General features: G+C 64.1%; 10 protein-coding genes. 6 read left to right on the top strand and 4 right to left on the bottom strand.

The window, feature by feature from the left end; genetic code table 11:
• Positions 1–44 precede the first annotated feature (44 nt).
• Genes recJ through GT590_RS11055 form a run of 3 tightly spaced genes read left to right on the top strand, consistent with a single transcriptional unit; the run spans position 45 to position 6,496 of the window.
• On the top strand, positions 45–3,413 hold the full coding sequence (gene recJ, locus GT590_RS11065) for a single-stranded-DNA-specific exonuclease RecJ (RefSeq protein ID WP_009306833.1): 3,369 nt from the start codon (positions 45–47) through the stop codon (positions 3,411–3,413).
• Between the two features lie 21 nt (positions 3,414–3,434).
• Positions 3,435–5,843, top strand: coding sequence for a bifunctional (p)ppGpp synthetase/guanosine-3',5'-bis(diphosphate) 3'-pyrophosphohydrolase (locus GT590_RS11060; RefSeq protein ID WP_009306831.1), 2,409 nt, complete (start codon positions 3,435–3,437; stop codon positions 5,841–5,843).
• Positions 5,840–6,496, top strand: coding sequence for an MBL fold metallo-hydrolase (locus tag GT590_RS11055; protein WP_009306829.1), 657 nt, complete (start codon positions 5,840–5,842; stop codon positions 6,494–6,496). Before GT590_RS11060 ends, GT590_RS11055 begins: the two co-directional genes overlap by 4 nt.
• 46 nt (positions 6,497–6,542) lie before the next feature.
• Here GT590_RS11055 and GT590_RS11050 read toward each other — a convergent pair whose 3' ends face one another.
• Positions 6,543–7,691, bottom strand: coding sequence for a NarK/NasA family nitrate transporter (locus GT590_RS11050; RefSeq protein WP_009609314.1), 1,149 nt, complete (start codon positions 7,689–7,691; stop codon positions 6,543–6,545).
• Between the two features lie 288 nt (positions 7,692–7,979).
• Here GT590_RS11050 and GT590_RS11045 point away from each other — a divergent pair, with 288 nt between their 5' ends.
• Positions 7,980–9,032: an inorganic phosphate transporter gene (locus GT590_RS11045; protein WP_015761374.1), complete on the top strand. Its 1,053-nt coding sequence runs from the start codon at positions 7,980–7,982 to the stop codon at positions 9,030–9,032.
• A gap of 11 nt (positions 9,033–9,043) precedes the next feature.
• On the top strand, positions 9,044–9,673 hold the full coding sequence (locus GT590_RS11040) for a DUF47 domain-containing protein (RefSeq protein ID WP_009306822.1): 630 nt from the start codon (positions 9,044–9,046) through the stop codon (positions 9,671–9,673).
• A gap of 125 nt (positions 9,674–9,798) precedes the next feature.
• Here GT590_RS11040 and GT590_RS11035 read toward each other — a convergent pair whose 3' ends face one another.
• Both GT590_RS11035 and GT590_RS11030 read right to left on the bottom strand, forming a co-directional pair.
• The gene (locus tag GT590_RS11035) at positions 9,799–10,752 is read right to left on the bottom strand and encodes a trimeric intracellular cation channel family protein (RefSeq protein WP_009306820.1); all 954 of its coding nucleotides are present in this window, start codon (positions 10,750–10,752) and stop codon (positions 9,799–9,801) included.
• 7 nt (positions 10,753–10,759) lie between these two features.
• The gene (locus GT590_RS11030) at positions 10,760–11,758 is read right to left on the bottom strand and encodes a zinc dependent phospholipase C family protein (RefSeq protein ID WP_009306818.1); all 999 of its coding nucleotides are present in this window, start codon (positions 11,756–11,758) and stop codon (positions 10,760–10,762) included.
• A gap of 144 nt (positions 11,759–11,902) precedes the next feature.
• Between GT590_RS11030 and GT590_RS11025 the strand changes: the two genes are divergently transcribed.
• Positions 11,903–13,129, top strand: coding sequence for an MFS transporter (locus GT590_RS11025; protein WP_035579014.1), 1,227 nt, complete (start codon positions 11,903–11,905; stop codon positions 13,127–13,129).
• Positions 13,130–13,190: 61 nt separating this feature from the next.
• Here GT590_RS11025 and GT590_RS14700 read toward each other — a convergent pair whose 3' ends face one another.
• On the bottom strand, positions 13,191–13,319 hold the full coding sequence (locus GT590_RS14700; RefSeq protein WP_009609324.1) for a hypothetical protein: 129 nt from the start codon (positions 13,317–13,319) through the stop codon (positions 13,191–13,193).
• Positions 13,320–13,842 lie beyond the last annotated feature (523 nt).

Here is a 13,842-nt window from a genome sequence, read left to right as displayed (position 1 = left end):
GGGACGTGAACTATTCGAATTCGCGCATGTGAGGTATGAGAGCCATGTCTGCCCAGTTCAAGATCAAAGCGGCCGACCCCGCGTCCGTCGTGCGCCTGGAGCGCGAACTCGGTCTGCCCCGCTTCATCGCAGCGACGCTGGTCGCCCGCGGCATCGACAACCCCGCTGCGGTTCACCGCTTCCTCGCGCCGTCGCTCGAGCGCGACTGGCTGGACCCCTACATCATCCCCGGCCTGTCCGACGTGGCCGATGCCCTGGAAGCCGCCGTCAAGCGCGGCGACCATATCCTCGTGTTCGGCGACTTCGACCTCGACGGCATCTCGGCCACCACCGTGCTCACCCGCGGTTTGCGCGCCCTCGGCGCGCAGGCTACGCCCTTCATTCCGCTGCGTTTCGAGGAGGGCTACGCGCTGTCGCAGGCCGCCATCACGCGCGCGTGCTCGTTTGGCCCCGACTTCATCGTCACGGTGGACTGCGGCATCGCCTGCAAGGCGGAGGCCGCGGCCGTGGTGGAGGCGGGTCTGGGCCTGGCTATCACCGACCACCACGAGCCGGTGGACCTTGTGCCTGAAGGCGTGCCCGTGGCCGATCCGAAGTGCGACGCGAACTGCCCCAGCTCCATCCTGGCGGGCGTGGGCGTGGCCCTGAAGCTGGTGCAGGTGCTGGGCGGCCGTCTGGGCCAGCCGCACCTATGGCGCGACTTCACCGACTTCGCCACGCTGGGCACGGTGGCCGACCTCATGCCCATGCGCGACGAGAACCGCGCCCTCGTGTCCGACGGCATCGCGCGCATGAACGCCGCGCCGCGCCCGTGCATCGCCGCGCTGCTGGCCACCAGCGGCGCCGCCGACAAGCCCGTCAGCGCCACGAATCTCAGCTTCTCCGTCATCCCGCGCCTCAACGCCGCCGGCCGCATGGGCGACGCGCAGCTGGCGCTCGACCTGCTGATGACCGACGACTTCGAGGAGGCGAACCGCCTGGCCACGAAGCTGGAATCGGTGAACGACCAGCGCCGCGCCATCGAAGCCGAGCTGTCCGAGATCGCGAAGGCGCAGGCCGCCGAGATCTACCACGGCCAGCGCGCGCTGGTGGTGTCGGGCGAGAGCTGGCACGAGGGCGTGAAGGGCATCGTGGCAAGCCGCCTGGTGAACACGTACGGCGTGCCCAGCCTGCTGTTCACCATCGACGGCGACGAAGCGCGCGGCAGCGGCCGCAGCGTGGGCCAGGTCAGCCTGTTCTCGGCTGTGGAAAGCGCATCTGACCTGCTCACGCGCTTCGGCGGGCACGATGCGGCCGTGGGCGTCACGCTGCCGGCCGACAAGCTGCCGGAGTTCGAGCGGCGCCTGTGCGCCTACATGGACGCGCTGCCCGAGGGCGCGTTCCATCCGCTCGTGGAAATCGACTCGTGCGTCAGCCTCGATGAGCTGACGCTGGACAACGTGGCGCAACTGGACAAGCTGGCGCCGTTCGGCCAGGAGCATCCTGTGCCCGTGTACCTGGCGCGCGACGTGATGCTGGCGAACTGCCGCGCGGTGGGCGCCGAGAAGAACCACTTCTCGTGCTCGCTGTCCGACGGGCGCGCCACGGTGTCGGGCATCATGTTCCACTGCTCGGACATCGAATCGCTCATGCGCACCGACAGCGTGGTGAACGCCGCGTTCGAGGTGCAGATCGACGAATGGCGCGGCCGCAAGTCGGTGAAGGCCATGCTGCAGTCGCTGGCTCCCGCGCGCACCTGCGGCGCCCTGGAGGCCTGCCTCAACCCCGAGAACCTCAGCTTCGTGGCCGACCTGTACGCCACGAGCGACGCCGAGCTGTGCGCGAACGCGCCGCATCGCCCCGAGGACGTGGAGGCCTACGAGGCGGCCCGCGCGGCGAACCGCGCCTGCTGGGAGCGCAAGGCCGCGGAAGACCCCGCGGCGCTCGAGCAGGCCGTCGTGCGCGCCATCATCGGCGACAAGCCGCTGCACGACGCGCAGCGCGAGATCCTCGCGCATCTGCGCGCCGGGCGCTCCACGCTGGGCATCATGGCCACGGGGCGCGGCAAATCGCTGACCTTCCAGGTGCACGCCGCCACGCGCGCGCTGGCGAACCACGAGGCCAGCCTGTTCGTGTACCCGCTGCGCGCGCTGATCGCCGATCAGGCGTTCCACCTGCGCGAGGCGCTGGACGCGTTCGGTATCGGCGTGATCACGCTGACGGGCGAGAGCACGCCCGACGAGCGCCGCCAGGGCTTCGCGGGCCTGGCCGACGGCACCTACGACATCGTGCTGACCACGCCCGAGTTCCTTGCGTGGCACGCTGACGAGTTCGCGGCCGCGGGCCGCGTGCGCTTCGTCGTGGTGGACGAGGCGCACCATATCGGCCTGGCGAAGGCGGGCCAGCGCGTGGCCTACGCCACCATCGGCGCCGCCATTGCGAAGCTGGCTGGGCCCGGCGGCGAGGCTCCCGCGGTGCTGGCGCTTACGGCCACGGCCGACGACGAGGTGGCGGCCGCCATCAAGCGCGAGCTGCCGGTGGACGCCTGCGTGTACGACCCGGCTTCGCGTCCCAACCTCGAGGTGGACGACCAGCGCAACCTCAAGAACCGCGACGACTACCTGGCGAATCTCATCGCGTCGGGCGGCAAGACGGTCATCTACGTGAACTCGCGCGAGCAGTCGGTTGCCGTGGCGCGCGCTCTGCGCAAGCGGGTGCCCCAGCTGGCGCCGCTCATCGGCTTCTACAACGCGGGCCTCGCACGCGCCGAGCGCAAGCGCATCGAAGAGCTGTTCCGCACCGACGCGCTGTCGGTGCTGGTGGCCACGTCCGCTTTCGGCGAGGGCGTGGACATCCCCAACATCCGCCACGTGGTGCTGTACCACCTGCCGTTCAACGAGATCGAGTTCAACCAGATGAGCGGCCGGGCGGGCCGCGACGGCAAGCCCGCGGGCATCCACCTACTGTTCAACCGCGGCGACTGCTCGCTCAACGAGCGCATCCTGCGCGACATGACGCCCGACCACGACTGCCTGGCCCAGGTGTACCGCCGCCTGCGCAGTCTGCAGCGAGAGATGGGCGAGTGCTTCTTCACCATGGGCAACGCCGATCTGGCCGCGGCGGCCAGCACCGATGCATTCCCTATCAGCCCCGCCTCGGCAGCGTGCGGCGTGGCGGTGTTTCGCGAGCTCGGGCTTATCGAGACGCACACCGCGTTCGGCGCCGACGGCATGGCGCGCTCCATCCACGTGGTGGAGACGCAGGACAAGGTGGAGTTGACGGACAGCGTACGCTACCGTGAAGGTTTGGGGGAGCGCGAGGTGTTCCACGCGTTCCGGGACTGGGCGATGAAGAGCGATTCTGCTACCCTCCATATACGCGTGTCGCGGCCCATTTTGCCGGGTGACGCGGCAGGCGACGCGCGCGAGCGCTAGGGCATAGGGAGGACGACCAAAATGGGCAAGAGCAACCATGAGGAGCTGCTGGGCGGCGCGCCCGAGGCGACGTCGAACAAGCAGACCGTGGAGGACAACCTGCTGGGCCGGCCGCACGTGGCCGAGAAATCGTTCGCGCCCGAAGCCAAGAAGGACGCCCTCGCGCCGAAGACTCCCGAGGAGCGATTCGCCGAGCTGCAGCGCCTGACCTCGGTGTACCTGTCCGAGGACGACGAGGCCATGCTGGCGAAGGCCTTCCGATTCGCAAGCGAGGCGCACGAGGGCCAGTGCCGCAAAAGCGGCGAGCCGTTCGTGGCACATCCCGTGGAGGTGGCCATCATCCTGGCCGACTTGCGCATGGACGTGGAAACGCTGTGTGCAGCGCTGCTGCACGACACCGTGGAGGACACCAGCGTGACGCGCGACCAGGTGGAAGCGGAGTTCAATCCCCAGGTGGCACAGCTGGTGGAGGGCGTGACGAAGATCACGCGCATCGAGGTGGAAAGCCTCACCGACGAGCAGGCCGCCACCATCCGCAAGATGTTCGTAGCCATGAGCAAGGACATCCGCGTCATCGTCATCAAGCTGGCCGACCGCCTGCACAACATGCGCACGCTGGGCGCGCTGCGTGAAGACCGCCGCATCTTCAAGGCGCGCGAGACGCTGGAGATTTACGCGCCCATCGCGCACCGTCTCGGCATCAACAACATCAAGTGGGAGCTCGAGGACCTGTCGTTCTACTATCTGGAACCGAACAAGTTCAAGCAGATCAGCCGCATGGTGACTGAAAGCCGCTCTGAGCGCGAGGGCTATCTCGACCAGATCATCTCCATCTTGCACGACGAGATGGAAAAGGTGAACATCCAGGCGCAGATCATGGGCCGCCCGAAGCACCTCTACTCCATCTACCAGAAGATGACGAAGAAGGGCAAGGGCTTTTCGGAGATATACGACCTCATCGCCGTGCGCGTTATCGTGAAGTCGGTGAAGGACTGCTACTCGGCTCTGGGCGCGGTGCACACGCTGTGGCATCCGATGCCCGGCCGTTTCAAAGATTACATCGCCATGCCGAAGTTCAACATGTACCAGAGCCTGCACACCACGGTCATCGGGCCGGCGGGCCGTCCGCTGGAGGTCCAGATCCGCACCGAAGACATGCACCGGCAAAGCGAGTACGGCGTGGCGGCGCACTGGCGCTACAAGGAGAAGGGCGGCAAGAGCGGCGACGCGCTGGACCAGCAGCTGGCGTGGCTGCGCCAGATGGTGGACTGGCAGGACGAGTCGCAGGATTCGCGCGAGTTCCTGAAGGACCTGAAAGTGGATCTCGCGCCCACCGAGGTGTTCGTGTTCACGCCGAAAGGCGAGGTCATGAGCCTGCGCGCTGGTTCGACGCCGGTCGATTTCGCCTACGCCATCCACACCGAGGTGGGCAACCACTGCGTGGGCGCGAAGGTGAACGGCGCCATCGTGCCGCTGACCTACGAGCTGCAGCTGGGCGACCGCGTGGACATCCTCACGCAGAAAAGCGCCAGCCCTTCGCGCGACTGGCTGGGCATCGTGAAAACGCCCAGCGCGCGCAGCAAGATCCGCTCGTACTTCAGCAAGGTCAGCCGCAGCGACGATTTGCAATTCGGCCGCGACAAGCTGACCCGCGAGATGCGCAAGCACGGTCTGGGCATATCCAGCGCCCAGTCGATGCGCGCCCTCAAGTCGGTGGCCGACCACATGGGCTACAAGGACGCCGACGACATGCTCGTGCACATCGGCACCGGCAAGGAAAGCGCCCAGCACGTGGCGAACCGTCTGCTGAAGATCCTCGTGGACAAGGGCCACGAGGCCGAGACCGCCATGGACTACGTGGCAGGCGACATGTCCACCGGCAAGATGCCGCCGATGCTGACCAGCGTGAAGGCGCCGAAGAAGCACGAGGCGCACACGTCGAACGGCGTGGTGGTGAAGGGCGTGGACGACGTGCTGGTGCGCCTGTCGCGGTGCTGCAACCCGGTGCCGGGCGACGAGATTCTCGGCTTCGTGACGCGCGGCCGCGGCGTGTCGGTGCACCGCGCCGACTGCCCGAACGCTCAGGATCTCAAGCAAACCCCCGAGCGTATCATCGAGGTGGCCTGGGAGAACGATCTGCCGAAGAACACGTCGTTCAAGGTGGAGGTGTTCTTGGACGCGCTCGACCGCATGAACCTGCTGCGCGACGTGGCCATCATCCTGTCGGAGCAAGGGGCGAACGTGCTGTCCAGCTCCACCACGTCGCATCGCGACGGCATGGTGGAGATGCGGTTTTTGTTCCAGGTGTCCGATATCAACCATATCGATATCGTACTGAGCAAACTGCGCGGCATCGAAGGAGTGTTCGACGCGCGCCGCATGGTTCCCAAGGCCGGCGGCGGCAAGAAAAAGACTAGGAGCGACGCATGACCAATAAGGTGAAGGGCACGTGCGTGCCCGTCGAGTACCTCGTGCTCGGCATGCTGGAGAACAACGTGTACATCATTTCCGACGGCAAGGCCACCATCGTGGTGGATCCCACGTGCAAGCCCGACGAGATCATCAAGGCGGCGGGGGGCTCGGTCGACGCCATCATCCTCACGCATCGCCATTCGGACCACGTGGGCGCTGCGAAGGAGCTGCGCGACAAGACCGGCGCCACGGTCATCGCCTCGGCCATCGACGCGCCCATCATTTCGGGCGAGAAGAAGCTGCCGCGCGACGACATGCGCTTCACGCCGTGCCCGGTGGATCATGTAGTGAACGACGGCGACATTCTCAAGATCGGCGACATGCCGTGGAAGGTGATCCTGACGCCGGGTCACACCGAGGGCGGTATCTGCCTGTTCATCGACCCGCGCTTCGGCACGAACCCTGAAGGCGCGCCGGTGCTGATTTCGGGCGACACGCTGTTCTGCGGCTCCATTGGCCGTACGGATTTCCAGGGAGGCGACATGAACGCTATGCGCCGCTCGCTGAAGCGCCTGGCCGTGCTGCCCGACGAGACGGTGGTCCTGCCCGGCCACAACAGCACCACCAAGATCGGCAACGAACGCAAAAGGGTGTTCGCTTACTACGCGTAGGGGGTCGCGGCTTACGCTCAGGAGACGGATTGCGCGCTCCGTGCCCTCAGGATGACCGAGTCTTCCTCCTCATGACCAGCGAAATCGCCAGGCAGGCGAGGGCGAAGGCGCCGAAGGCGGCAAATCCGGGGACGCTCGTGCTGAACAGCAGCGTCGATGCCGACAGCACGAGCGGCGGAAAGAAGCCGCCCAGGCCGCCCATCATGGCCACGATGCCGTTGGCAATCCCGGCTTGCTTCGTGAAGTACGCAGGCACCAACTTGAACACCACGCCGTTGCCGATGCCGCATGCGATGCTGACCAGATAGATGCCCGCCAGGTACACGGGCAGCCCCGGTGCCGTGGCCAGCACCGCGGCGCCTGCGGCGAGGCCTGCGAACACGAGGGCCAGCAGCCGATAACAGTCGAACCGGTCGCCCAGCCAGCCGCCCAGCACGCGGATGGCGGCCGCCGCCACGATAAACACCGAGGTGGCCACGCCTGCCGACACGCCGTCCATCCCGTAGTGCGACGTGAGAAAGTTCGGCAGGTACACGGTCAAGGCTACGAAAGCGCCGAATGTCACGAAGTAGAACAGCGACAGGAACCACAGGCGCGCGTCGCTCCAGACGGCGCGCAGCTGCTCCATGACCGGCGTCTTCACACGCGGTTCGTCGCGATCGCCCAGCACGAAGTTCAGCACGATGAACGCCGCCAGCAGCACGAGGTACAGCTTGACGGCCATGCGCCAACCGAAGGCAACCGCGGCCACGGGCGCCAACCAGGTGGTCAGCGCCGTTCCCATATTGCCGAAGCCGTATACCCCGTTCACGAAGCCGTGGCGCTCCTTCGGGTAGTACTTCGGCAGCGAGGTGACGCCCACCGAGAACACTGCGCCGGCGATGCCCAGAAACGTCCCGCCTATGAGCAATCCCTGATACGTGGTGGCCTCGCTCAAAAACCATACGGGCACCACGAGCACGATGAAGCTGGCCAGGAACACGGCACGAGCGCCGAACAGGTTCGCACAGTAGCCGAAGGGTACGCGCAGCACCGATCCCAACACCACGGGAATGGCGGTGACGAGGGCTATCTGGTCGGGAGGGATATAGACGTCCTGCTTGATGTACGGAAGCAGCGACGACAGGATGACCCACACCATGAATCCGGCGATCAGATCCGCGGTCTGCAAGGGCAGCTGGAAGCGCCTTCTCATTTCGATTTCCTCCCCCCAGGCGTCGTCGAGCCGTGCTTGCGACGCGGCGACGCGGAAACCTCTTCTTGCGTAACGGTTACTTTATCACGTATCGATAGAGCGGGGGTTAACTCCTACCGATTGCAGGGGTTTTACCCGTAGGCGGTGCCGGGGCGTGACTTTACCTGTATTTTGCCGTTTCGCCCGTAATCCAACGTGAAAAGAGAAAAGAGCCCCTTTCGCTTTGTTAGATTTACGTTAAACTGGGGAATGCTGAACCTTTTTGCTGTTGTTGTCGAGAGGGATTTCGTGACCATAGAGTGGGCTTCGTTCATCGCTGGGCTCGCGTCCAACCCGATCCTCGTGGTTGTGACCCTGCTCAACATCGGCGTCATCGTCGTGAATGGGGCGACGGACGCTCCGAACGCGATCGCAACCGTCGTATCGACAAGGGCTATGAAGCCGAAGCCCGCCATCGTCATGGCGGCTGTCTGCAACTTCCTGGGGCTGCTGGTGGTTTCTCTGTTTACCGCCGCCGTCGCACACACCATATTCAATATGGTCGATTTCGGAGGCGACTCCCAGCAGTCGCTCATCGCTCTCATGGCCGCCATGGTGGCCATCATCGTGTGGGGCACCGTGGCCTGGTATTTCGGCATTCCCACCAGCCAAAGCCATTCGCTGATCGCCGGCCTCACGGGCGCGGCCATCGCGCTGCAGGGCAGCTTCGACGCCATCAACGGCGCGGAGTGGATCAAGGTGGTGTACGGCATTCTTTTGTCCACGCTGCTGGGCTTCTTTCTGGGTTGGCTGAACTCCAAGGCGCTTGGACGCGTCTGCCGCAACATGGATCGCAAGAAGACTTCGCGCTTCTTCCGTTGGGCTCAGGTGGCCTCGGGCGCGGGCGTGGCGTTCATGCACGGCGCGCAGGACGGCCAGAAATTCATGAGCATCTTCGTGCTGGCCATCACGTTGGCCACGGGCGTGGGGCAGGCCGATCAAATGATCCTGCCCATCTGGCTCATGTTCTTCTGCGCGCTCAACATGGGGTTGGGCACCGCCGTCGGCGGCGAGCGCATCATAAAAAGCGTCGGCCTGGATATGGTGAAGCTCGAGCCGTTCCAAGGATTCGCCGCCAGCGTGGCAACGTTTTTCTGCCTTATGCTCTCCACCTTCGCCGGCTTGCCGGTTTCCACGACGCACACGAATACGACCGCCATCATGGGCGTGGGCGCAGCGAAGCGGAAAAGCGCGGTGAAGTGGGGAATTGCAATCGATATGGTGAAAACGTGGGTGCTGACGTTTCCGGGGTGCGGTCTGCTCGGATTCGCGTTCGCCCACCTGTTCTTAATGTTCTCGTAAAGGAGGACCCTGTGGGCAAGAGGGACAAGTTCGATTATTTCGATGCGTTCGAGAAACAGACGGAAGTTGCCGTTCAGGAAGCCGAGCTGCTGATCGAGGCCATCGAAAGCTTCACCGAGGCGGAGCATCTCAAAGAGGTCATGGAGCGCGCGCACGAGCTGGAGCACAAGGGCGACGAGATCAACCACGCCATCTTCAAGACGGTTGCTACCGATTTCATCACGCCTATCGAGCGCGAGGACATCATCAACATGTCCCAGTACCTCGACAACATCATCGACTACATCGAAGACGTCATGCAACGCTTCTACATGTACGACGTGCATTTCATCCATCATGATGCGCTGGAGTTCGCGCACCTCATCAAGAAGAGCTGCGTGGCGCTGGACAAGGCCATGGAGGATTTCCGCAATTTCAAGAAGTCCAAGATGTTCAAGCAGCTCATCATCGACGTGAACGATTACGAGGAAGAGGCCGATCAGCTGTACATGACGGTCATTCGCAAACTGCATACGCACGACCGCGAGAACCCCATGCGCGTGCTGGTGTGGTCGCAGATATTCGACCGCATGGAGAAGTGCTGCGACTCGTGCGAGCACGCCGCCGACACGATGAACTCCATCCTGCTGAAGAACGTGTAACCGAAGGAAAGCGTGTCGAAGGGACGGGGGGTTTGACACGCTTTTTCCCGTTTTGCGAGGCGCGGTGTCGCGAGCGTGTCAGATCCCCCGTCCTTTCGACACGCGCTGGACACGGTGGCTTGGTTTTAGCTTCTTGGCTCGAAGGGGTCGCGAGGTTTCTCTTCCTCGCCGCCCATGATGCGGTGGAGCTCCTCGCGGTCCACGATGATGCGGTCGCTGGGGTCGCTGGCTGCGGCGGTGCCGGCCGACGATCTGGCCGCTTGCGAGTCGGATGCGGCAAGCTTGTCGTCCTTGCTGCGCTCGGCCACGTACTCGCCGTTCATGCGCGCCCAGAACGCACGCAGCTTCTCGTAACCGTGCCGCTCCTTGTCGCGCTCCACCTTGCCCTTGGGCGGTCGCACGCGATTCGCCACCGAGCGTACCGGCTTCGATACCGCGCGGGTCACCACGTCGGAGTAGTCGCGCGGCGGCTTCGTGCGCCAGCCGAAGAATAGCGACGCGTAGCGCAGCCCCAGCACCAGCACCACGCAGGACAGCGCGGCGTAGTTGTCCAGGATGTGGTTCTGGCTCATCAACGCGTACACGATGCAGCCCACCAGCGCGGCGCTGCCGTACAGCGCGCCGGCCTGGAACGCCTCGGGCTCGCGGTTCATGCAGATGTCGCGCAGGATGCCGCCGCCCACGGCGGTGATGGTGCCCAGGATGATGGACGGGATGATGTCGAGCCCCGCCGACAGGCTCTTGCTCACGCTGATCACGGCCCACAGCGCTACCGACAGGTTGTCCAACAAGTCGACGATGGGGTCGAGATAGGTGGCCAGCTTACCGAAGTAGAACACCACCACGCCCGCGATGGCGCAGGCGATGATCAGCGTAGGCTTCTGGAACGCGTAGATACCGTAGTTCTGCAGCAGGATGTCGCGCATGATGCCGCCGGCCAAACCGGTGATGATGGCGATGCACGCCACGCCGAATATATCGTAGCGTGCGCGCACCGCGCTCATGGCGCCGGACAAGCCGCCGGTCAGCGCAGCGGCAAGCTCCAGCCAGAAGGGGATGGTGAGGGCGACGTCCAGCATGGGGCGCTTACGCTTCGTCGGCGGGCTGCGGCTGCGCGTCGGCAGCGCCGTCCTCGACCGACACCACGAGCGCCACAACGGGTTCGCCCGAGAAGTCTCGCTCGTTGGTGATGGCGCGCGCTGCTGCGAGATCGAATCCGTCCTCGTCGAATGCGAACAGGTTGTCTTGCGCTTTTCCCAGCGCCTCATCGAAGAGATCCCAGAAGCTTGCGGTGCTCATGTCTCCCGTGAACGGGTTCTCCCACGCCTCGCGGGCACGGTTGTCGAACTGGCTTTCGGTAAGCGCGACGGGGCGGTGGCTCATCGACTTGTAGAACGAGAAGGGGCGCAGCAGTTCTTCGACGCGCCCGAAGAGGGCGCGCTTGCGGCCGGAGGGCGAGTAGAACACGCGCTGCGCCACGCGGAAGTCCTTGACGGCCGTCTCGAACAGGTCGGCGGGGACGATCTCGCCGTACACGGTGAGGGCGACGTAGGCGTACATCTTCGAGATGACGTGCAGCGCGAAGTTGCTGGCGTTGAGGATTTCGGCGGAGGGGTTGAACGTGGCGATGGTCTCGCCGCGCTTCTCAAACAGAACCAGTTCGTCCAGTTCGCTCTCGATCGTGCCGTGCACTTCGCTTCCGTCGGCGCGCGTCAGGCCTGGAACGCCGGCGTCGCACAGCCGGTACTCGTGGAAGTACACGAACGGGTGCATCGTGGAGTCCAGCGTGTAGTGGCAGAGGAAACCCAGCGCGTAGGCGCGACCCACTTCGCGCTCGGCGCTGTTGAGGATGCCGAGTGAGTTTTTGAGCGCGGTTAGAAGCTCGCTGGGCTTTTTGTTGTGCATAGTCGAGCCCAGTCGGTTGTGCGCGCGCAACTGCGGACTGAGTACCAGGTAAAACAGAGGGTCGGGGCCTTGGTTGCCCAACAGGAAGGCGTCGGCTTCGTCGCGCGAGCCGCCTATGAAGGTGTACAGGCGGTCGTAGACGTCGCGCCCGAAGAAGTCGTGGGTGATGAGTGCGGGCATGGGGATGACGCTCCGTTCTGACTTGAATTTTACCGGTGACGCTACGCGCTATCATATACAATGAGCGGGGACTTGTTAACCTTCGGTTTCGCACTTGTGAAGAAGGAATCCCAAGTTGACGCAAACGAGACGAGAGGCAAGGCCATGGCAGGCAAGCTGACCAAGCAGGAGAAAAGCTGGATCCTCTACGATGTGGGCAATTCGGCCTTCGTGCTGCTTGCGACGGCGCTGATCCCCGTGTATTTCAAGACGCTAGCCGAACCGGGTTCGTCGGTTGTGGTGGCGTGGGGCTATGCCGAGACGGTGGCGTCGCTTCTGCTGGCGCTGCTCATGCCGGTTCTGGGCAGCCTGGCCGACCTCAAGGGCAACAAGAAGAAGTTCTTCATCGGAACCGTGGGCACGGGCGCCATCGCCTTGGCGGCGCTGGGCATCCCGTCGGCTGCGCTGGCTTTCCTCGTGATCTACGTCGTCGCGTCCATCATGCTGAACGGCTCGATGGTGTTCTACGATGCGTTCCTCGTGGATGCCACCACCGATGAGCGTTACGACGAGGTGTCGTCGCAGGGTTACGCCTGGGGCTATATCGGCTCGTGCGTGCCGTTCATCCTGTGCCTGATCGTGGTGCTGGCAGGGCCCAGCGTGGGTATCCCCATGGACATCGGGATGAAGATCGCGTTTCTGATCACGGCCGTTTGGTGGGTGGCGTTCAGCGTGCCCCTTATCCGCGATGTGCATCAGACGCACTACAAGGAACGTGCTCCTCGCTTGATCCGCGACACGTTCGCCGGCCTCTTCCGCACGCTGAAACGTATTTGGAAGGATCGTCGCCTGCGCTACTTCATGCTAGCGTTCTTCTGCTACATCGACGGCGTGCACACCATTATAAAGATGTCCACAAGCTACGGCACCGACCTCGGCATCGATGCGACGCAGCTGGTTTTGGCGCTGTTGGTGACGCAGTTCGTGGCGTTCCCGTCGGCCATCGCCTACGGGCGTCTGTCCACAAGATTCGGCACGAAGCGCATGCTGCTGGTAGCTATCGGCGCGTACTTCTGCATCACGCTGTTCGCGGCGTTCTTCCTGCGCGAGGCCGCGGAGTTCTGGATGCTGGCCATCTGCGTGGGGTTGTTCCAGGGCGGCATCCAAGCGCTGTCGCGCAGCGAGTTCGGCAAGCTCATTCCGAAGGAGCACGCCAACGAGTACTACGGCTTCTTCGACATCTTCGGCAAGTACGCTGCCGTCATGGGCACGTTCCTGGTCAGCTTCTTCACCCAGCTGTCGGGCAACTCGTCGTTGGGCGTGCTGTCCATCGCCGTGCTGTTCGTGCTGGGCTTCGTGCTGCTGTGGAGGATGCCTGAAAAGCAGGGGTAGAGCGCGCGGCGCGCGGGTTTTACGGCCTCCGCGGCGCGGGCGGCTGGTCTCCGGTTGGGGCTCAGCGGGTGCGGCTGATCGGATACATGGTGCGGCTGCTCTCCGAGAACAGACAGGCCACCAGCACGAATGCTCCTATGATGACGGTTGCGCCGACGGCTTTGCAGGCGATGCTCAACGGTTTGCTCATGGCGATCTCCTCGTATCGTGCGTTCACGGGTTCAACTATACCGTGAGCGCATGACGGACGCCTTGACCGCCGCTTACACTCAGCTTACGTCTTCGTAAGACGAGGGTTCCCGGCAAAGCGCAGGTGTGAGGTCGCGTGGGGAAGCGACGTTTCCGCCCTCTGTCGAAAGGATTCCCGTTCGGGTGCCTCTCGCTCGGGGCGGTTGCGGACTGTATGCGGAGCTGGGCGCAAAGCGGCACCCATGGCAAAGTTTGCCGTCACGAACTGGCGAATTCTCGAATCAGCGAAGTTGCGACCAGGCATTATGGTGGGTGACGCCCGTGTTTGCGGGTGCGAGCAGCTCGAAAACGCTTGCGAAATTGTCATGGGAAGCATTTTGCGGCCACGTCGGCAGGATGACCTAGCTCCTGGAGGGTCGCCTCTTCGAGATCGAGGCCGGGGGGGGGCTTTTCGGTTCGCACGCGTAATTCTCGTCAAGCGCGGCCGGTCGTCCGTACGCGCTCCTCGCGATGCGGTATCATGC

It is taken from the genome of Eggerthella sp. BIOML-A1, assembly GCF_009875595.1.
Classification (GTDB): Bacteria; Actinomycetota; Coriobacteriia; order Coriobacteriales; family Eggerthellaceae; genus Eggerthella; species Eggerthella lenta.
This window is presented reverse-complemented; position numbering and strand designations above follow the sequence as displayed.

Coding starts and splice junctions, on each gene's coding strand:
- recJ (WP_009306833.1), top strand. CDS start 45: ATGTCTGCCCAGTTCAAGATCAAAGCGGCCGACCCCGCGTCCGTCGTG.
- GT590_RS11060 (WP_009306831.1), top strand. CDS start 3,435: ATGGGCAAGAGCAACCATGAGGAGCTGCTGGGCGGCGCGCCCGAGGCG.
- GT590_RS11055 (WP_009306829.1), top strand. CDS start 5,840: ATGACCAATAAGGTGAAGGGCACGTGCGTGCCCGTCGAGTACCTCGTG.
- GT590_RS11050 (WP_009609314.1), bottom strand. CDS start 7,691: ATGAGAAGGCGCTTCCAGCTGCCCTTGCAGACCGCGGATCTGATCGCC.
- GT590_RS11035 (WP_009306820.1), bottom strand. CDS start 10,752: ATGCTGGACGTCGCCCTCACCATCCCCTTCTGGCTGGAGCTTGCCGCT.
- GT590_RS11030 (WP_009306818.1), bottom strand. CDS start 11,758: ATGCCCGCACTCATCACCCACGACTTCTTCGGGCGCGACGTCTACGAC.
- GT590_RS11025 (WP_035579014.1), top strand. CDS start 11,903: ATGGCAGGCAAGCTGACCAAGCAGGAGAAAAGCTGGATCCTCTACGAT.
- GT590_RS14700 (WP_009609324.1), bottom strand. CDS start 13,319: ATGAGCAAACCGTTGAGCATCGCCTGCAAAGCCGTCGGCGCAACCGTC.